Source organism: Clostridium psychrophilum (assembly GCF_018861705.1).
In the GTDB taxonomy this organism is placed as follows: Bacteria; Bacillota; Clostridia; order Clostridiales; family Clostridiaceae; genus Clostridium_AD; species Clostridium_AD psychrophilum.
Genome location: NZ_JAHLEC010000059.1, coordinates 1 through 19,778, shown reverse-complemented (window position 1 = coordinate 19,778; position 19,778 = coordinate 1). Strand labels below are relative to the sequence as shown.

Genomic DNA, 19,778 nt, shown 5'->3' with positions numbered 1-19,778 from the left:
GTGAATTTAGTTGTGATGAATATAAATTCGACAAAAGTTGGGGGAATTCCTGTATATATATGATTGTAAACCCTTGTAGTCGCTTGACTACAGGGTTATGCAATTAACTAAACTTATTAATAGTATGGGGGAATAAGTATGAAAGCAATACGAATAGCATTAACAAAAGGAAGGTTAGAAAAATATGCCATTTCAATGTTCGAAGGAATTGGGATAGATTGCACCGAGCTTAGGAATAAAGGAAGAAAATTAATTCTTAAGGATAAGAAAAACAATATAGAATTTGTTCTAGTCAAATCTACAGATGTTCTAACTTATGTAGAACATGGAGCAGCAGATATTGGGATTGTTGGTAAGGACACTTTAATGGAACAGAATAAAGAATTTTATGAGGTAGTGGATTTAAAGGTTGGTAAATGTATGTTTGCTGTGGCGGCATTACCAAGTTTTAAGAGTTATGACGGATACAATCGCAAAAAAATAGCTAGCAAATATCCAAGAGTTGCAAAAGAATATTTTAAAAAAAACAATGAAGATGTTGAAATTATTAAACTTGATGGTTCAGTAGAGCTGGCACCTATTTTAGAGTTATCAGATGCAATTGTAGATTTGGTGGAAACAGGGGATACTCTAAAGGAAAATGGATTAATTGTTATTGAAAAAATCTGTGATATAAGTGCGAGAATGATTGTTAACAGAGCGAGCATGAAGATGAAAAAAGAAGAAATAAGTGAGTTAATAGTAAAAGTTCAACAATATGTAGATAAAAATGAGGCGATGATATAATGTTAAAAATTATAGAGGCAAATAGCAATGAGGGAAAAAAACATGTAGAAGACTTAAAGAAAAGAGCAGAAAATGTACAAAAGGATGTAAATGTCATAGTAGATAAAATACTCAAGAATGTAAAAACTAGGGGCGATGATGCTATATTAGAATACACTCAAAAGTTTGACAGTAAATTTGTTACGTCGAATAACTTTATTGTTTCAGCTGAGGAAATTAAAGATGCGTATAAAATGGTAGATAAGGATTTTTTAGATTCAATATTGCTCGCTAAAAAAAATGTTAAGGAATTTCATGAAAAACAAAAAAGAAATGCTTGGATGATGACAAAGGAAAAGGGCATTGTTTTAGGTCAAACTATACGAGGTCTTGAAAGTGTAGGTATATATGTACCGGGTGGTACAGCGTCATATCCCTCCTCAGTAATTATGAATGCAATTCCAGCAAAGGTGGCAGGTGTTGAGAATCTAGTAATGGTAACACCACCGCTTAAAGACGGAACCGTTAATCCACATATTCTTGTTGCAGCTGACATTGCTGGGGTTGATAAAATATATAAAGTCGGTGGAGCACAGGCAATTGCTGGGCTTGCATTTGGAACAAAAACAATAGATAAAGTAGATAAAATAGTAGGACCTGGAAATATTTATGTGGCTATGGCAAAAAAAAGTGTGTTTGGGTATGTCGCTATAGACATGATTGCAGGTCCAAGTGAAATAATGATACTTGCAGATGAGTTTGCAAATGAAAAATTTATTGCTGCAGATTTAATGTCTCAAGCAGAACATGATGTGCTTGCGTCAGCTATGCTTATAACAACTTCAAGAGAACTTGCACAGAAGGTTGTTATGCAGTTAAAGATTCAAATAAAAGACATGAGTAGATGTGAAATTATAAGAGAATCACTAGACAAATATGGAGTTATTTTAATAGTGAAAAATATAAAAGAAGCTATAGAACTAGCGAACAAAATCGCACCAGAACATCTTGAAGTTATGATGAAGGACCCATTTGATTACCTAGGAGATATAAAAAATGCAGGTTCTATATTCTTAGGACAATATGCACCAGAACCACTTGGCGATTATATGGCTGGACCAAATCATGTTCTTCCAACTAGTGGAACTGCGAAATTCTTTTCTCCATTATCGGTTGATGATTTTATTAAAAAATCAAGTTATATTTATTATACAAAGGAAGCACTTTGTGATGTTAAGGACAATGTGATAAAGCTTAGTGAGGTTGAAGGGTTAACTGCTCACGGAAATTCTATTAAAGTGAGGTTTAAATAATGATACAGGATTATTTTAGAAAGGATTTAAGTGATTTTGAATCTTATAATGCAGGCAAAATAGATTATAAGGTGAGGCTAAATGCTAATGAAAGTTTTAACAATTTGGGCGCCACAACGCGAAAGAAACTTGGAAGGGTAATTGAAGACTCAATTTATAATAGATATCCAGATGTTGAGTCTCGCAATGTTTGTAATCTTTATGCAAAGTATGCAAAAATTGAAAATGTAAATATAATGGCTGGAAATGGTTCAGATGAGTGTATACAGATAATTGCACATACATTTTTAAATAATGGCGACAAAGTAGCAATGCAAAGTCCTGATTTTTCAATGTATGGGTTATATACTAAAGTTGCAGGAGGAATACCAATTGAATTTCCACTCGATGAAAAATTAGAATTGGATGTAGAAGGTTTTATTTCAATGGCTAATAAAAAAGAGGTTAAGATAGTATATTTATCTAATCCTAATAATCCCACAGGTAACATTATTACAAGGGAGAACATTATTAAAATAATTGAAGGATGTAAATGTATTGTAGTAATTGATGAGGCATACTTTGAATTTTATGGAAAGACTATTGTTGATAAAATTAATACATATGATAATTTAATTGTACTTAGAACATGTTCAAAAATTGGACTTGCAGCAATAAGACTTGGATTTTTGATTACAAATAAGACTTTAATGGAAGAACTTAAGAAAGTAAAACCACCTTATAATGTTAATTCAATAACGCAAAGTATTGCATCTGTTATATTTTTAGAACCAGAATTGATACATAAAAATGTTGAGCAAATACTTATCGAACGAAGCTATTTGTGGGAAAAACTTAGTAAGATAGAAGGCATAAAGCTATATAAATCAAAGTCAAATTTCATATTAGTTGAAGTGCCAAATGCAAAAAAGACAAAAGAGCGACTAATAGATCAAAGCATTAATGTACGAAGTTTCTCAACAGGAAAATTAGAAAATTGCTTAAGAATAACAATAGGAAGTAGAGAAGAAAATAATTGTTTGTTAAAAAATATTACATTAGATAATTAAGTATATAAAGTTTTACTTATTGCATGTTGAAAAAGGAGAGAATGTTATGATAGAGAGAAAAGCGAAAATATCGAGAAAAAGTAAAGAAACTAATATTGATTTAAGTATAAACTTAGATGGTTCTGGAAATTTCGATGGAGATACAGGTATAGGTTTTTTTGACCATATGTTATGTCTTTTTGCAAAACATGGATTACTTGATTTATCAGTTAAAGCAGTAGGTGATTTATTAGTAGATTCTCATCATACAATTGAAGATGTAGGAATAATACTTGGAAGTGCTATTAAGGAAGCACTAAAGGGCAAAGAAGGAATCAAACGTTATGGTACAAGTTTTGTACCTATGGATGAAGCTTTAGCTACAGTGTCTGTGGATCTTAGCGGAAGAGCTTACCTTGTGTTCGATGCAAATTTTACAGTGGATAAAATAGGAAGTTTTGACACAGAAATGGTGGAGGAGTTTTTTAGGGCTGTTGCAGTAAATGGTGGAATAACTCTTCATGCAAGAATTATATACGGGAAAAATAATCATCATATGGTGGAGGCATTATTTAAAGCTTTAGGAAAAGCATTGAGTGAAGCTTTAACTTATGATAGTAGAATAAAGGGAGTTATGTCTACAAAAGGATCATTATAAGGGGGACAACTATGATAGCAATAGTGGATTATGGTGTTGGAAATTTGAATAGTGTCCAAAATGCACTTAAATCTATAAATGTACCGTCAATTATATCTTCAAATGCTAATGAGATAACAAAATGCAGAAGCATTATTGTGCCAGGTGTAGGTGCATTTCCAGATGCTATGAAGAATATGCGCGAAACAGGAATAGATAAAGTAGTTATAGCTGCAGCAAAAAAAGGAAAACCTATACTTGGCATATGTCTTGGCATGCAACTTTTTTTTGAGGAAAGTGATGAAATTGAAAAATGCGAGGGACTTGGATTATTAAAGGGAAACATAACTAAATTAGAAGGTCCTATAAAAATTCCACATATGGGATGGAATAGTTTATCTTTTGAGAATAATACACCGTTACTTAAGGGTATACCAGAAAACAAGTACGTATATTTTGTTCATTCATATTATGCAGTAAATTGCGAAGAGGGTATTATAAATGCATATAGTATGTATGAGAAAAAAATACCTGCAATTGTAAGTAAGGGTAATATATTTGGAATGCAGTTTCATCCAGAGAAAAGTGGAGATTTTGGGATGAAATTACTTAAAAATTTTGTGGAGGTAGTGTAATGAAAATATTTCCAGCAATTGATTTAAAAAATGGTAAGTGTGTTAGACTTTATAAAGGTGAATTTAGTACATCTCAAATAGTTGCGCAGGATCCACTAAAAACTGCTCAAAATTTTGCAAATAAGGGAGCAGAATATTTACATATGGTAGATTTAGATGGTGCCTTATGTGGAGACATGAAGAATTTAGAAAATGTGAATAAAATTATAAAAGATTTGAATATACCTATTCAGTTAGGCGGCGGTGTACGATCTTTAGAAACTATTGAGATGTTACTTAATAAGGGATTAAGCAGAGTAATACTTGGCACTGCAGCAATAAACAATCCATCTCTTGTAAAAGAAGCGGTGAAAAAATATGGAGACAAAATTGCAATTGGAATAGATGCAAGAGATGGGTTTGTGGCAGTAGAAGGTTGGCAGAAAAGTAGTAAAATAGAATATATTGATTTTGCAAAACAAGTGGAAAGTATAGGAATAAAAACTATTATTTTTACTGATATAAGTCGTGATGGAACGCTTACTGGACCTAATTTTGAAGCAACAGGAAAGTTAAATGATGTGGTTACTTGTGATATAATTGCGTCAGGTGGAATGAAATGTATTGAAGATATAAAAAAGCTTAAAAAGATGAATTTATATGGGGCAATTATAGGGAAAGCACTTTATAGTGGAGATATATCCCTTGAAGAAGCCATTATACAAGGGAGGTTATAACTGATGCTTACTAAAAGAATTATTCCATGCCTGGATGTAACTAATGGAAGGGTAATGAAAGGAATAAACTTTATTAATTTAACTGATGTTGGTGACCCTGTAGAAATCGCAAAGTTTTATAATGATCAAGGGGCAGATGAAATTGTTTTCTTAGATATAACGGCAACACACGAAGGAAGAAAAACAATGGTAGATGTTATAAAAAGGACTGCAGAAAAAGTATTTATACCATTGACTGTAGGGGGAGGAGTTAAGAGCATAGAGGATTTTAAAGAAATTCTTAGAGCGGGTGCAGATAAAATATCTGTAAACTCTGCTGCAATTCGTAATCCAAAACTTATAACTGAGGCAGCATCAAAATATGGAAGTCAATGCGTTGTAGTTGCTATTGATGGTAAAAAAAACGAGAACAATATAGGATGGCATGTAGTTATTAATGGTGGAAGAATAAATACAGGACTTGACGCAGTTAAGTGGGCGAAAAAAGTTGAAGATTTAGGTGCAGGTGAAATATTATTAACAAGTATGGATGCAGATGGAACAAAAAAAGGGTATGATATAGAATTTATAAATGCAATAACTGATATTGTAAACATACCGGTAGTAGCATCAGGTGGCTGTGGGAAAATAGAGGATTTTTATGATGTATTCGAGCAAAGTGGAGCGGATGCGGCACTTGCAGCATCGTTGTTTCATTATAAAGAGCTTTCTATCAAAGAAGTAAAAGAGTATCTTAAAAATAAAGGTGTGGAGATCAGAATCTAATGAAATGTGGTGTTTATAATGGATGACATAAAGGAGATCCAATTTAATAATGGATTGGTACCTGCAATAGTACAAGAAGAGTGTAGTGGCGAGGTTTTAATGCTTGCATATATGAATGAGGAATCCTTTAAATTGACTATAGAAACTGGAACAACTTGGTTTTTTAGTAGATCTAGACAAAAATTATGGAATAAAGGAGAAACATCGGGACATTTTCAGTATATAAAAAGCATAAGGTTTGATTGTGATGGTGATACATTGCTTATAAAGGTAGTGCAAATAGGAGCAGCTTGTCATACTGGAAATAAAAGCTGCTTTTATAGAAAAATTAAGATTGAGAATTAGAATTAATAGAGCCTATATTAATGTATTTAAAATAAATAAAAAAGGAGAATGGTAAAATGAGCGAAAATAATGTAGTTAAAGAGCTTTATAAGATTATTGAAGAAAGAAAAGGAAACCCTATAGAGGGTTCATACACTAGTTATCTTTTTGAAGAAGGAATAGACAAAATCCTTAAAAAGGTGGGAGAAGAGAGTGCAGAAGTTATAATTAGTAGTAAAAACGAAGAGCCTAAAGAAACTATTGGCGAAATATCAGATTTATTTTATCATACATTAGTGCTTATGGTATTAAAGGGTATTAAAGTTGAGGATGTTGTAGCTGAACTTGAAAAAAGAAGAGGAAAGATATGTAACAAAAAACAAAAAAGAGAAGATATTGAAGGTATACATTAAGATTTACGATTAGTTGTGTGTACTAACATAGGAATTTATTACGTTGACAAATAGTACTGACATGTTATAATAATTTTAATATTAAAAAAATTGTAGGTAATAATTTAAATTTTGTGAGGTATTATTATATGAGAAATATCATTATTAAGGAAATCACTCAAAAAGTATATTTTTATTTTAGCATGAGCTATTGCTATTTTAGCACTGGTTATTATTTGTGCAAAAAAAAATATAGTGATTCTTTAAATAATGAGTTAAAGAATAAGATTAGGATACCAATTTATGTTGTTTTATAAAAGGGTAAACTAAAGATAAAAAAAGGAAGACTCATTATTGGGTCTTCCTTTTTTTACGATTTTTTAATAAATTTTATAAGTAGTACTTTATTAAAACTGTAAAAAATAATATTTAGGAGGAATTTTAGATGGTAATTGTAATGAAAATAGGTGCAAATCAAGATCAAGTTGGTGCTATTAAGAGAAAAGCAGAGAGATTAGGTTGTGATGTCCAGATCACACAGGGAAAAGACTGTTGTATTTTAGGACTCGTAGGAGACACAAGTACAATAAGTATAAGCCAATTAGAGGCAGAGGAATGTGTTGATAAGGTTGTAAGAGTTCAAGCTCCTTACAAAAGGGCTAATAGACTTTTCCATCCAAACGACTCAATAATAAAAGTAGATGGTAGGACAATTGGTGGAAAAGAACTAGCAATTATAGCTGGACCTTGCGCTGTGGAAAGTGAAGAGCAATTGATACATATTGCAAAAGATGTGAAGAAAGCAGGAGCCAATTTTTTAAGAGGAGGAGCTTACAAACCAAGGACTTCTCCATATAGTTTTCAAGGCATGGAGGAAGAAGGATTAAAAATATTATTAGAAGCAAAAAAAATAACAGGACTTCCAATAGTAACTGAAGTTATGAGTGTTGAACTTGTTGAAAAAATATCTAGTTATGCTGATGTACTACAAATTGGGGCTAGGAATATGCAAAACTTTGATCTTTTAAAGGAAGTAGGAAGATCTAATAAGACAATACTTTTAAAACGAGGCATGAGTGCAACTATAGAAGAATTCCTTATGTCTGCAGAGTACATTATGTCTGAAGGCAATCAAAATGTTGTTTTATGTGAGAGAGGAATTAGAACCTTTGAGACTTTTACAAGAAATACTTTAGATTTAAGTGCAATTCCAGTGCTTAAGAAACTTAGTCATTTGCCAGTTATAGTTGATCCAAGTCATGCTACAGGTAAATGGTGGTTAGTAGAGCCACTTGCAAAGGCTGCTATAGCAGTTGGTGCAGATGGTCTTGAAGTTGAAGTACATTATGACCCTGTTAATGCACTTAGTGATGGACCTCAATCATTAAAACCAGAAAAATTTGAGGCTATGATGAATTCCATAAAAGTAATTGCAGAAACTCAAAATAGAACAATTTAATATAAGTTTAGATAACATAATAAAAAGATAAAAGCACCCAATATTTTAATACATATTGGATATTTTTATCTTTTAAAGCCTAATATTAATAATTATTTTATTATTACTTATTGATAAGATTAGATTTAACCAAATAGAGCAACAGCTGATAGTGCGCCTACAAGACCTCCACAAATTGGGGCTACTACTGGTATCCATGCATATTCCCATTGAGAACCGCCCTTGCCAGCAATAGGTAATATAGCATGGGCTATTCTTGGTCCTAAATCTCTTGCGGGATTAATAGCATATCCTGTTGGACCACCTAAACTTAAACCAATTACTAAAATTACAAATGCTGCAATAAGTGGACCAAATCCAGGAGCCGATTTGGTTTGAGCAACACCTAGTAACGCAAATACTAATACAAATGTTCCTATAAATTCTGATAAAAAGTTGAATGGTGTATTTTTAATTCTAGGTGCTGTGCAGAATACAGCAAGTTTTCCAACTTTGTCATCTGTAACTGCCCAATGAGGATAGTACATGAGCCATACTAAAACTCCACCGACTATTCCCCCGAGAACTTCAGCTAGGCAATAACCAGGCACAACTGACCATGATAATTTACCAACTGCAGCTAGAGCTATGGTAAGTGCAGGATTAAATGAAGCCCCACTTGCTGTTCCAAAAATGTAAGCTGGAATACCAACCGCAAATGCCCAACCAAAAGCTATAACTATAAGTCCAGAATTATGTCCATTTGTCTTGTCTAAAACTACATTTGCAACTACACCATCACCAAGAAGAATTAGTAACGCTGTTCCGAAAAACTCTGCATAATATGGTAACATAATATAACCTCCTATGTTGTTTATTGTACCCAGAACTAAAATAAAACTACATTTTAGTTCTGGTAATTATAATTGATCTTATTTTTCTTCCCAATCTCTTGATCTTCCAACAGCTTTATGCCATCCTTTTAGAAGTTCTACTCTTTTTTCTTCTCCCATTTTTGATTTAAAGGATCTTGATAATGCCCAATTCTTCGCGATTTCCTCTTGATCTTTCCAATATCCAACTGCGAGGCCGGCTAAATAGGCAGCACCTAGAGCTGTTGTTTCAATGACTTCTGGTCTGTCAACCTGAACATCTAATATATCTGATTGGAATTGCATTAAGAAGTTATTAGCACATGCACCACCATCGACTTTTAAGGATGTAAGTGTTATTCCTGAATCTTCTTGCATAGCTTTTAATACATCATTTGTCTGATAAGCTAGTGATTCAAGTGCTGCTCTTATAAAGTGTTCTTTCTTTGTTCCACGAGTTAAACCAACTATTGTTCCTCTTGCATATGGATCCCAATATGGTGCACCTAGTCCAACAAATGCTGGTACCATATATACACCATCTGTACTGTCAACAGCTGTAGCATAGTGTTCAGATTCAGGCGCCGTTTTTATCATTCTTAGTTCATCTCTAAGCCATTGTATAGTTGCGCCTGCAACAAACACACTGCCTTCAAGAGCATAGTTAACTTTACCGTCAATGCCATAAGCTATAGTTGTAAGTAAACCATTGTGAGACTCAACTGCTTTTTCACCAGTGTTCATTAATAAGAAGCAACCAGTTCCATAAGTATTTTTAGCTGTTCCAGGTTGATAACAAGTTTGACCAAATAAAGCAGCTTGTTGATCTCCTGCAGCACCTGCTATTGCTATTGGAGATCCAAATATTGATTTATCAGTGTATCCATAAACACAACTTGATGGTTTTACCTCTGCAAGCATTGATTTAGGTATATCTAAAGTTTTAAGTATTTCATCGTCCCATTTTAATTCATGTATGTTATATAACATTGTTCTAGAAGCATTTGTATAATCGGTTACATGGACTTTACCATTTGTTAATTTCCAAATTAGCCATGTATCAACAGTACCAAATATTAAATTCCCTTTTTCAGCTTCTGCTCTTGCACCAGTAACATTATCTAGTATCCATTTAACTTTTGTTCCGGAGAAATAAGCATCAAGTATAAGTCCAGTTTTATCTCTTACTACTTTATCAAAACCTGTAGCTTTTAATTCATCACACATACCGGCTGTTCTTCTACATTGCCAAACAATAGCGTTGTATACAGGAACTCCGGTGTTTTTATTCCAAACAAGGGTAGTTTCTCTTTGATTAGTTATACCAATCGCCGAAATATCATGTGCTGTTACACCAATTTGAGCCATAGCTTCTTGTGCCATACCTAATTGAGTAGCCCAAATTTCCATAGGATCATGCTCAACCCAACCTGGATTCGGATATATTTGTTTGAATTCTCTTTGAGCTACGCTTGCAATAAGTCCTTCTTTATTAAACAAAATGCATCTTGAACTTGTTGTTCCTTGGTCTAGTGCCATTACATACTGAGACATAATTTGTACACTCCCTTTGAGTTTATTAGTAACCGTTTACTTGACATTTATAGAAACACGATATTAATTAATATAATATCGTGAAATCTTTTGATTTAGTTGTGATATATTAACTTTAATATATCACAAAAGTAACATTATTATACCACTTTAACATTCTTAGTGGCAATAATATTTACACCTGTGTTAAGTACATTTTCTAGAACAACATCACCAATAGTTATTGGTGCTTTTACTACAACATTTTTTAATGCTTTTACACAGTCATAAATCATATTTTTGGGAATATCTTTCTCAGTTTTAACAGGAAGTACTGTACTTTCGCCACCTGTAACTAAAACGGAGGAGGTAACGACTCTCGTTGGATTAGTGCATTCCTTTTTACCATAATTCTCACCAATCTTGCAATTATTTCCTTTAACACTTATAACCTCTTTGCCCTCAAGTTCTACAACGAGAGCACAACCTACTGGACAGCCTATGCACGTCAATTCTCTTGTACTCATAGTTAACTACTCCTTTTCTACTTTTATGGTAATTTTCTTACAGTTACTATATTTATCAAAAATTGTCTTTGTTAATTTAACACTTTCCATTTCACCTGGAGTAAGAATCTTTTTCTTTAAATGCATTTCGCGAACATCATCAAAATAAACAGATATATAAGCAGCTTTATGCACTTCTCCAACTCTAAATCTTACATCTATTCCATTACCGATATTTTCAGGATTAATAGTACTTGGTACTGTATACCTAACTCCACCAGTTGCTAAAACTTCAACACATTTTCCAGCGTGATGAACTCCATTTATATAATCTGCAGCGTTTCTGCCAGCAGTATAGCTTTCAGTGGTTACATTATCTACTAAATCGTGAACATGAAGTACATTGCCACAAGTAAAGATTCCAGGAATGCTTGTTTGCATACTTTCGTCTACTATTGGACCACCAGTAACTTTATTAAGTGTAACATTTGCTTTTCTAGAAAGTTCATTTTCAGGTAAAAGTCCTACAGATAAAAGTAATGTATCACAAGAAATATGTTCCTCAGTACCTTTAATTGGTTTTCTGTTAGCATCAACCTGTGCAATTGTAACTCCTTCAAGCCTATCCTGTCCATGTATATTTATTATAGTTGTGCTTAATTTTAAAGGAATATTAAAATCGTCTAGACATTGAACAATATTTCTTTTAAGTCCACTTGAATGTGGCATTAATTCAACACAAGCTTTTACCTTTGCACCCTCAAGAGTCATTCGTCTTGCCATTATAAGACCGATATCACCAGAACCAAGTATTACTACTTCTTTGCCTGGCATTACACCCTCAACATTAACATATTTTTGCGCTGTTCCAGCTGTATAAATGCCTGCACATCTTGAACCTGGTATGTTGAGCGCGCCTCTTGGTCTTTCCCTACAACCCATTGCGAGTATAATAGCCTTTGCTTGAAGTTCTAGAATGCCATCTTCTGAATTTACAGCAGTAACTTGTCTATTATCATTTACATCAAGGACCATGGTATTTAGTTTATACTCAATATCAAGCTTAGTAACCTTGTCAATAAATCGCTGTGAATATTCAGGCCCGGTAAGTTCTTCTTTAAATGTGTGAAGACCAAAACCATTATGAATACATTGATTGAGGATACCACCTAATTGATTGTCTCTTTCTATAATCAAAATACTATTTATTCCTTGTTCTTTTGCTGAAACTGCAGCTGCAAGCCCAGCAGGCCCGCCACCGATTATGAGTAAATCATATTCTTGCATATTTATTCCTCCAATTTATAAAGATTGTTTATTTTTACCTGTTATCAATATAGAATTTCTACCTGATTTTGTAACTTCAGAGCGTGGTATATTAAGTTCTTTAGCTAGAATGTCAACAACTTTTGTGGAGCAAAATCCTGATTGGCATCTACCCATTCCAGCTCTAGTTCTAAGTTTAACTCCATCAAGTGTTTTCGCACCAAGAGGTCTTCTTATAGAGTCTAAAATTTCACCTTCAGTTACAGTTTCACATCTACAAATAACTGTACCATATTCAGGTATTTTCTTGATTATTTCTTCTCTCTCTTCATTAGACATTTCTCTGAATTTTCTTATACCTTTTCTTATAGGGTTAAATTTCACATTTTTAGAGGGAACTAATTTTTCAGTTACAATGTCTGCTACCATTACAGCAATACTTGGTGCACTGCTTAAACCTGGAGATTCTATTGCAGCAACATTAATAAAGTTTTTAGAATCTATTGCCTCTTCAATTATAAAATCATTCTTTTCATTATGTGCTCTATTACCTGCAAAAGAAGTTATAACCATATTCATTGGAAATGGTATTTCAATGCTTAATTGGGCCTTAGAAATAATAGCATCCATACCTTCACGAGTTGTATCTAAATTAGCTTTATGTTCTAGATCAACAGCATTTGGTCCAATCAATAGATTACCATCTACAGTAGGAGTAACTAATACTCCTTTTCCAAGTTTAGTTGGAAGCTGAAAAATTGTTTTTGTTACTAAAGCTCCTGCGACCCTGTCAAATAAAACGTATTCTCCTCGTCTTGGAACTATATTAATCTTATTTTTGCTAACCATGTTATTCATATCACCTGAATATAAACCTGCTGCATTTATAATCATTTTTGTTTTAATATCACCTTTATTGGTTTTTATAACATAGTCATTTGAAGTTTTTTCTATATTTTTAACCTCAGTCTCAAATTTGAATTCCACACCATTGCTAAATGCATTTTCTGCCATAGCGATAGTCATTTCATATGGACAAACTATTCCTCCTGTTGGAGAATACAGTGCGCCAACGCAGTGTTTTGTCACATTAGGTTCCATTTTTCTAACCTGATCACCATCTAGAATAACCAAATCAGGTACTCCATTTTTTACTCCTTGATCAAGTAAATGTTTAAGATCTACCATGTTCTTAGTATCGAAACACAAAACTAAAGATCCATTTCTTTTAAATGGAAAATCTAATTCCTTAGAAAGTTTTGTAAACATTGCATTACCTTCTACATTTAATTTTCCTTTAAGAGTACCAGGTTTTGCATCAAAACCTCCATGTACAATTGCACTATTTGCCTTTGTTGTACCAGAAGCAACATCAATAGACCTTTCAAGCACACATGTTTTTAAATTATATTTAGATAGTTCTCTTGATATTGTACAACCAATAACACCGGCACCAATAATTGTTACGTCAAACATATTTTTAGCCTCCTTATTAAAAATGATAGTTTTAATTATAATATTTTAAATTACTGAACTTTGTTAAGGCACATAGATTTTAGTGCATCTTTTACTTCTTTGATATTTTTGTTCATACTGCATTGAATAGAAGCCGCAACAGCACCTTCAACAAAAGCTGTGTCTATTATTTCAACTTTATTCTGCATAGCGGTAGGTAAATTTTCAATTGCCATATCTGAATTCATATATGAACTTCCAATATCAAAAATAACAATAACTCCATCTTCAGAATAAACCTTTTTAATAGCATTAATTATCTTGTTTATATCCGTACCTATTCGTCCATCTTCAGTTCCACCAGCAACTGCAATTGGTGCATCAGTTGCCATCTGACTTGCAAGTTCCCTTACTCCATCGGCTAGCTTTTTACTGTGTGACACTAGTACTATTCCAACCATATTTATCTCCTAACGTAAAATTATTTAGTTAGCTTTTTAACTTCATCGTAAATTACTTTAATCATTAAATAAGTTGATGTTGCTCCAGGATCTTGATGTCCAATACTTCTTTCTCCGAGATAGCTTGCTCTACCTTTTGTAGCTATTATAGTTTTTGTAAATTCAACGCCATTTTTTGCGGCTTCCTTGGCATTAAATAGTATATCTATGGGATTAAGATTTGCAAGTAGCCCATTCTTTAATGCGTTAATAGCTGGAACTACGGCATCAATCATTGTCTTCTCACCGGCGATGGCTTTACCTCTTAATTTAATACCTTCCAAAGCGGCTTCCATTATGTTTACAAAATCCTCAATATTTAGTGTACCATTATCCTTAACTACTAATGATGCTTTCATAAAAGCAGTACCGTAAAGTGGTCCTGATGCACCACCTACATTGGAAACAAGAGTCATACCAACATCTTTTAGTATATCTCCAGCAGTATTACTAGTATTAGTTTTAAGTTTCTCTTTAACTGCATGGAAACCTCGAGTCATATTAATCCCATGGTCTCCATCACCAATAGCCGCATCCAACTCTGTGAGTAAAGCTTTATTTTCATCTAATGCATCATCTATTTTGTTCATTATAGTAACCAAGTTTATTAGGGTTATACTCATATCCATTCTTCCTTTCTGAAAGGAGACATTAATTTCTTTCTCGACTTATAGTAAAACTATGACCTAAATTTAATCTAGATACACTTAAATGCTGGTGTATTTGCAGGTGCATCTAACAGTTGCTTTAGTTCATTGTCTAATTTTAAAATGCTTATTGAAAAACCTGCCATTTCGAGTGAAGTCATAAATTCACCTACAAAAGTTTTATGAATTTTTATCCCTTTATCAGTTAATATTTCATTAACTCTTTTATTAGCAATATAAAGTTCCATTAAAGGAGTTGAACAAAGACCATTAACCATCACAGCAACTTCGTCATTACTATTTATCGACATATCACCAAGAATCTTTCCTAAAAGATGATCAACTATTTTGTCAACTGGTTTTAATTTCTCTCTATGAGTACCTGGTTCACCATGAATACCCATTCCTATTTCAACTTCATTTTCAGCTAAAGTGAAATTTGGCTTACCTGCAGCGGGTACAGTACATGAACTAAGTGACATTCCCATACTTCGTACATTAGCTATAACTTTTTGAGCTACAGATTTTACTTCTTCGAGACTTCCACCATTTTCAGCTTTTGCACCAGCAATTTTATGTACAAATACTGTGCCAGCAATACCACGTCTTCCAGCAGTAAATGTGCTATTTTCAACAGCTACATCATCATTAACAATTACACTGTCAACTTTAATGCCATCCATCTCGGCCATCTCTTTTGCCATTTCAAAATTCATAACATCGCCAGTGTAATTTTTTATTACAAGCAGAACTCCTGATCCACCATCAACTGCCTTTATAGCTTGATAAATAGGATCTGGCGTTGGGGATGTAAATACTGGACCTGCAACTGCAGCATTGAGCATCCCAAATCCGACATAGCCACCATGAGCAGGTTCATGACCGCTTCCGCCACCACTAACAATAGCAACTTTACCTTTTGTAGGAGCTGTAACTCTAACAAGAACGTTAATATTATCAAGCTTTTTAACGCAAGTAGGGTGTGCTGCAACTAATCCAGCAAGCATATCTTCTACAACAAAATCAACATCGTTAATTAATTTTTTCATAATTTTTACTTCCTTTCATTTAATACTTGTTTAGAGATTAAATTTAATTCTATACATGTATCCGTTTTCAAACAAGGCAGTAATCACAAAAATTAAATTATAAAACATATTTGTACTAATTTTCAATGCAAATGTAAAATAATTGCAAATAAAAAGAGAGTCTTGACCAATAGGCATAAAATACCTATAAATCAAGGCTCTCTTTTCTCCGCCTTTACTTATTAATTAGATAGTAACATAATATTTAATTAAGTACAAGTACTAATTGTAATGTTTTAAATCTAAAAAGGTAGTAGGTTATACAATTTTGCTTGAAGCAGAAATAAGATTGTGATAAAATGGATATAATTAAAATGTACATATTAAAATAAATTTTTGGAGGAAATATCATTGGTTAAATTAGAACAGCTATTAATAGAAAACCCAGTTATTGCAGCTATAAGAAACGACCAGGATTTAGAAAAGGTAATTTTTAGTAATGTCCTTATTGTGTTTGTCTTATATGGAAGCATAATAAATTTAAAGAAAATATGTGAGCGTCTTAAAAAGGCTGGCAAAATAGTGTTTGTTCATGTCGATTTAATAGAAGGATTAAAAGGAGATTACACAGGGTTACTCTTTATAAAGCAATGTATTGAGCCTTATGGGATTATAACTACTAGGGCAACAAACATAAAAAATGGTAAAAAATTAAACCTTTGTGTAATACAACGAATATTTGCTCTAGATTCTCTGGCTTTAGAAACAGGAATAAGAAATATACAATCTATACTCCCGGATGCTGTAGAGGTTTTGCCTGGGATTGCAAGCAAGATTATTAGAAGTATTGGAAATGCAGTTCGAGTACCAATAATAGCAGGTGGGCTAATGGAGAATAAGAAAGATATAATGGAAGCAATTGGCGCTGGAGCAATGGCTATTTCATCATCCAAACAGGAATTATGGATTTTATCTGAAGAATAGAAAAGAACAACTATCACCTATCTTCATTAAATAGATTAAAACATTCATACATAAATGTTTTAAAAATTTATAAGCAGATAATTAAGTTAGTATTAAATTTACTACATGGACTTGACAATTAATTGCCAAATTTATGTAGTTTTTTTATCATGTAAAATGAACAACAAATACATGATTGTCTGTATCAACAATTATTTTTGAACATATAATGTATATATATAGATATAAACGAATATAGTTGTTGAATATTTCCTTGGTATAGGTATAAACATTGACAATATATAGATATCAGTCTATACTACATATATAGACTGATATCTATACAAGAGATAATTTAAGTAACTATGAACAACAAATAAAAGATTAATTTTAAAATATTTAAATTATTATCAGATTCTTTTAGAATAAGGATAATTGATATGTTGTCTTGTAATGAAAAATGTGTTTGTGATATATTGATAACTTTGAATTTACTAAACCAATTTATCACATCATATTAATATATTAATTAATAAGTAATTTATAGATTTTTGTTGTTAATTTAAAAGGAAAGGAAAGGAGAAAAAATCATGAAAAATTTTAATGTTGATGAAATAAAATTAACTAAGTATTTATTTTTTACAGGCAAAGGTGGAGTTGGTAAGACTTCAGCCGCTTGTGCAACTGCTATTAACTTAGCAGATCAAGGTAAAAAAATAATGCTTGTAAGTACAGATCCTGCATCTAATTTACAAGATGTATTTAGTACAGAACTTAACAATAAGGGTGTTGCAATAGATGGTGTACCTAATCTTTTAGTAGCTAATTTTGAACCAGAAGAGGCAGCTAAAGAATACAAAGAGAGTGTGGTAGAACCATATAGAGGAAAGCTTCCTGATGTAGTTATAAAAAATATGGAAGAACAACTTTCAGGATCTTGTACTGTTGAGATCGCTGCTTTTAATGAGTTTTCTACATTTATTACTGATGAAAAGATCAATAAAGAGTATGATCATATAATATTTGATACAGCACCTACAGGACATACCCTTAGAACGCTTCAATTGCCTTCTGCTTGGACTAATTTCATAAGTGAAGCTACTCATGGCCCATCTTGTTTAGGACAGCTAGCAGGGCTTGAAAGCAAGAGAGAAATTTATAAAAATGCTATGTTAACATTAGCTGATAAGGATAAGACAACTTTAGTTCTTGTTTCAAGACCACAAGTAACACCATTAAAAGAAGGAGAGAGGGCTTCAAAAGAATTAAGAGATATTGGAATAAATAACCAAATTCTTATTATAAATGGAGTGCTTAAGAAATGCGATGATGATTTATCAAGTAGTATATACAATAAACAACAAAGGTCTCTTCAAGAGATTCCAAAAGGGCTAAAAAAATTAGAAACCTATGAAATCCCTCTAAGGCCTTATAATATAACAGGACTTGAAAACATAAGAGCGTTTTTAAAAAATGACAATATAAAGTATAGTGCTGAAAAATTAGCATTTAAAGAAATTCCCAAATTAAAAACAATTGTAGATGAACTTTACGATTCTAATAAAAAAGTTATTTTTACCATGGGTAAGGGCGGAGTAGGAAAGACTACTATTGCTGGTGCAATAGCACTTGGACTTGCCAAAAGAGGTAAAAAAGTACTTCTAACAACAACAGATCCTGCAGCAGGTTTAAAATTTATTTTAGATGATAAATATGGAATTGCATTAAGTAGCATAGATGAAAAGAAGGAATTAGAAAAGTATAAAGAAGAAGTTTTAAGTAAAGCAAGAGAAACAATGAGTGAGGAAGATATTGACTATGTAAAAGAAGATCTTCGGAGCCCTTGTACTCAAGAAATTGCAGTGTTTAGATCTTTTGCAGAAATAGTAGAAAGTTCGAAGGACCAAGTGGTGGTAATAGATACGGCACCAACCGGGCATACACTTTTACTTTTAGATTCTACCCAAAGCTACAATCAAGAAATTAAGCGTTCCCAAGGGGATATTCCTGAGTCTGTTAAAAATTTATTACCTAGACTTAGAAACCCAGAGGAAACAGAAGTAATAATTGTAACTTTAGCTGAGACTACGCCTGTTTACGAAGCTAGGAGACTTGAGGCAGATTTAAAACGTGCAGGAATTAATAGTAAATGGTGGGTAATTAATTCAAGTTTACTTGCTACAAAAACCACAAATAAAATTCTTAAAGCAAAAGCAAATAATGAAGTAGTTTGGATTAACAAAGTAAATGAAATATCTAAAGGTAATTTTGCAGTCACTGAGTGGATGCCAGAAGAGGTGAAGGGTCAAAAACTATTAGAATTGTTAAATTAACAATATATTTTACTATGAAGATAACCTAAATCTTTAATGGCTTTTTTAGCTGGACGATGTTTTTTAATAGATAATAAAATAAACTATTATTGTAGCATATTTTCAATTTGCTCAAGCTGACATCTTTTTATACGGTGTCAGTTTTATTTTTAGCCTTAAAATTCATCTTATAAAGAAATATTATATTGACATAAAATATTTCTTTATAAGCAAATCATTGACAAACACTTCAGCATGTTATAAAATTAAAACACTAAAGAATTTACAGACAGTAATTTTAACAATTGTGAGGTATTATTATGAAAAATATCATTATTAAAGGAATCTCTAAAAAAGTATATTTTTATTTTAGCTGGGGCTATCGTTATTTTAGCGTTGGTTATTTTATGTGCAAAAAAATATATATGGTTTCTTTAAATAATGAGTTTAGAAATAAAACTATAATACCGGCTTATGTTGCTTTATAGAAAATAATCTAAGTCTGTACGCAAGGAAGACTCATTATAGTGGTCCTTCTTTTTTAAAAGGAAGACCCATTATAGGGGTCTTCCTTTTTTTAGTGTGCCTGGCATGGGCGTTTACTCGTCGGTGAAAGTCCGATACGGGGGCTGATAGTGCCATCCGTTAGCTTAAGACAAGGGTGTCCACCGTGAGGCGGAATC

21 protein-coding genes are annotated in these 19,778 nt (G+C 32.5%); 13 read left to right on the top strand and 8 right to left on the bottom strand.

Annotated features, from left to right (window positions below; genetic code table 11):
* The first annotated feature begins 138 nt into the window (after positions 1–138).
* The 10 genes from hisG to aroF all read left to right on the top strand — a co-directional run bounded on the left by hisG (position 139) and on the right by aroF (position 8,034).
* Positions 139–786, top strand: coding sequence for an ATP phosphoribosyltransferase (gene hisG, locus KPL38_RS12410; RefSeq protein WP_216289451.1), 648 nt, complete (start codon positions 139–141; stop codon positions 784–786).
* Entirely contained in the window at positions 786–2,078 is a 1,293-nt protein-coding gene (gene hisD, locus KPL38_RS12405; RefSeq protein ID WP_216289450.1) for a histidinol dehydrogenase, read from the top strand. Before hisG ends, hisD begins: the two co-directional genes overlap by 1 nt.
* Positions 2,078–3,127, top strand: a complete 1,050-nt coding sequence (hisC, locus tag KPL38_RS12400) for a histidinol-phosphate transaminase (RefSeq protein WP_216289449.1) — start codon at positions 2,078–2,080, stop codon at positions 3,125–3,127. Before hisD ends, hisC begins: the two co-directional genes overlap by 1 nt.
* 46 nt (positions 3,128–3,173) lie before the next feature.
* Positions 3,174–3,764 carry an imidazoleglycerol-phosphate dehydratase HisB gene (gene hisB, locus KPL38_RS12395; protein ID WP_216289448.1) on the top strand — a complete coding sequence of 197 codons (591 nt, stop codon included), beginning with the start codon at positions 3,174–3,176 and terminating at the stop codon, positions 3,762–3,764.
* Between the two features lie 11 nt (positions 3,765–3,775).
* A complete protein-coding gene (gene hisH / locus KPL38_RS12390) occupies positions 3,776–4,378 on the top strand; it encodes an imidazole glycerol phosphate synthase subunit HisH (protein ID WP_216289447.1) in 603 nt (200 codons plus the stop codon).
* Positions 4,378–5,094, top strand: coding sequence for a 1-(5-phosphoribosyl)-5-[(5-phosphoribosylamino)methylideneamino]imidazole-4-carboxamide isomerase (hisA, locus tag KPL38_RS12385; RefSeq protein ID WP_216289446.1), 717 nt, complete (start codon positions 4,378–4,380; stop codon positions 5,092–5,094). Before hisH ends, hisA begins: the two co-directional genes overlap by 1 nt.
* Positions 5,095–5,097: 3 nt before the next feature.
* Complete coding sequence (gene hisF / locus KPL38_RS12380) at positions 5,098–5,859, top strand: imidazole glycerol phosphate synthase subunit HisF (protein ID WP_216289445.1); 762 nt, start codon at positions 5,098–5,100, stop codon at positions 5,857–5,859.
* A gap of 18 nt (positions 5,860–5,877) precedes the next feature.
* Positions 5,878–6,204, top strand: coding sequence for a phosphoribosyl-AMP cyclohydrolase (gene hisI / locus KPL38_RS12375; RefSeq protein WP_216289444.1), 327 nt, complete (start codon positions 5,878–5,880; stop codon positions 6,202–6,204).
* 56 nt (positions 6,205–6,260) lie between these two features.
* A complete protein-coding gene (gene hisE / locus KPL38_RS12370; RefSeq protein ID WP_216289443.1) occupies positions 6,261–6,596 on the top strand; it encodes a phosphoribosyl-ATP diphosphatase in 336 nt (111 codons plus the stop codon).
* 424 nt (positions 6,597–7,020) lie between these two features.
* Positions 7,021–8,034, top strand: a complete 1,014-nt coding sequence (aroF, locus tag KPL38_RS12365) for a 3-deoxy-7-phosphoheptulonate synthase (RefSeq protein WP_216289442.1) — start codon at positions 7,021–7,023, stop codon at positions 8,032–8,034.
* 125 nt (positions 8,035–8,159) lie between these two features.
* Here aroF and KPL38_RS12360 read toward each other — a convergent pair whose 3' ends face one another.
* The 8 genes from KPL38_RS12360 to dhaK form a co-directional block, all read right to left on the bottom strand.
* Positions 8,160–8,867, bottom strand: coding sequence for an MIP/aquaporin family protein (locus KPL38_RS12360; protein WP_216289441.1), 708 nt, complete (start codon positions 8,865–8,867; stop codon positions 8,160–8,162).
* Between the two features lie 78 nt (positions 8,868–8,945).
* Positions 8,946–10,439 (bottom strand): glycerol kinase GlpK, encoded by a 1,494-nt coding sequence (glpK, locus tag KPL38_RS12355; RefSeq protein ID WP_216289440.1) that lies wholly within the window; start codon positions 10,437–10,439, stop codon positions 8,946–8,948.
* 140 nt (positions 10,440–10,579) lie between these two features.
* Positions 10,580–10,945: a DUF1667 domain-containing protein gene (locus KPL38_RS12350; protein WP_216289439.1), complete on the bottom strand. Its 366-nt coding sequence runs from the start codon at positions 10,943–10,945 to the stop codon at positions 10,580–10,582.
* Between the two features lie 6 nt (positions 10,946–10,951).
* The gene (locus KPL38_RS12345; protein WP_216289438.1) at positions 10,952–12,211 is read right to left on the bottom strand and encodes an NAD(P)/FAD-dependent oxidoreductase; all 1,260 of its coding nucleotides are present in this window, start codon (positions 12,209–12,211) and stop codon (positions 10,952–10,954) included.
* A 15-nt stretch (positions 12,212–12,226) separates the two neighbouring features.
* Complete coding sequence (locus KPL38_RS12340; protein ID WP_216289437.1) at positions 12,227–13,666, bottom strand: NAD(P)/FAD-dependent oxidoreductase; 1,440 nt, start codon at positions 13,664–13,666, stop codon at positions 12,227–12,229.
* 50 nt (positions 13,667–13,716) lie between these two features.
* A complete protein-coding gene (dhaM, locus tag KPL38_RS12335; RefSeq protein ID WP_216289436.1) occupies positions 13,717–14,106 on the bottom strand; it encodes a dihydroxyacetone kinase phosphoryl donor subunit DhaM in 390 nt (129 codons plus the stop codon).
* Between the two features lie 20 nt (positions 14,107–14,126).
* On the bottom strand, positions 14,127–14,768 hold the full coding sequence (dhaL, locus tag KPL38_RS12330) for a dihydroxyacetone kinase subunit DhaL (RefSeq protein ID WP_216289435.1): 642 nt from the start codon (positions 14,766–14,768) through the stop codon (positions 14,127–14,129).
* Positions 14,769–14,842: 74 nt separating this feature from the next.
* The gene (gene dhaK, locus KPL38_RS12325) at positions 14,843–15,841 is read right to left on the bottom strand and encodes a dihydroxyacetone kinase subunit DhaK (RefSeq protein WP_216289434.1); all 999 of its coding nucleotides are present in this window, start codon (positions 15,839–15,841) and stop codon (positions 14,843–14,845) included.
* A gap of 390 nt (positions 15,842–16,231) precedes the next feature.
* Here dhaK and KPL38_RS12320 point away from each other — a divergent pair, with 390 nt between their 5' ends.
* The 3 genes from KPL38_RS12320 (at position 16,232) to KPL38_RS12310 (ending at position 19,583) form a co-directional block, all read left to right on the top strand.
* Positions 16,232–16,804: a glycerol-3-phosphate responsive antiterminator gene (locus KPL38_RS12320; RefSeq protein ID WP_216289433.1), complete on the top strand. Its 573-nt coding sequence runs from the start codon at positions 16,232–16,234 to the stop codon at positions 16,802–16,804.
* A gap of 566 nt (positions 16,805–17,370) precedes the next feature.
* The gene (gene arsA / locus KPL38_RS12315) at positions 17,371–19,116 is read left to right on the top strand and encodes an arsenical pump-driving ATPase (RefSeq protein WP_216289452.1); all 1,746 of its coding nucleotides are present in this window, start codon (positions 17,371–17,373) and stop codon (positions 19,114–19,116) included.
* A 299-nt stretch (positions 19,117–19,415) separates the two neighbouring features.
* Entirely contained in the window at positions 19,416–19,583 is a 168-nt protein-coding gene (locus KPL38_RS12310; RefSeq protein WP_216289432.1) for a hypothetical protein, read from the top strand.
* The last annotated feature ends 195 nt before the right edge of the window (positions 19,584–19,778 follow it).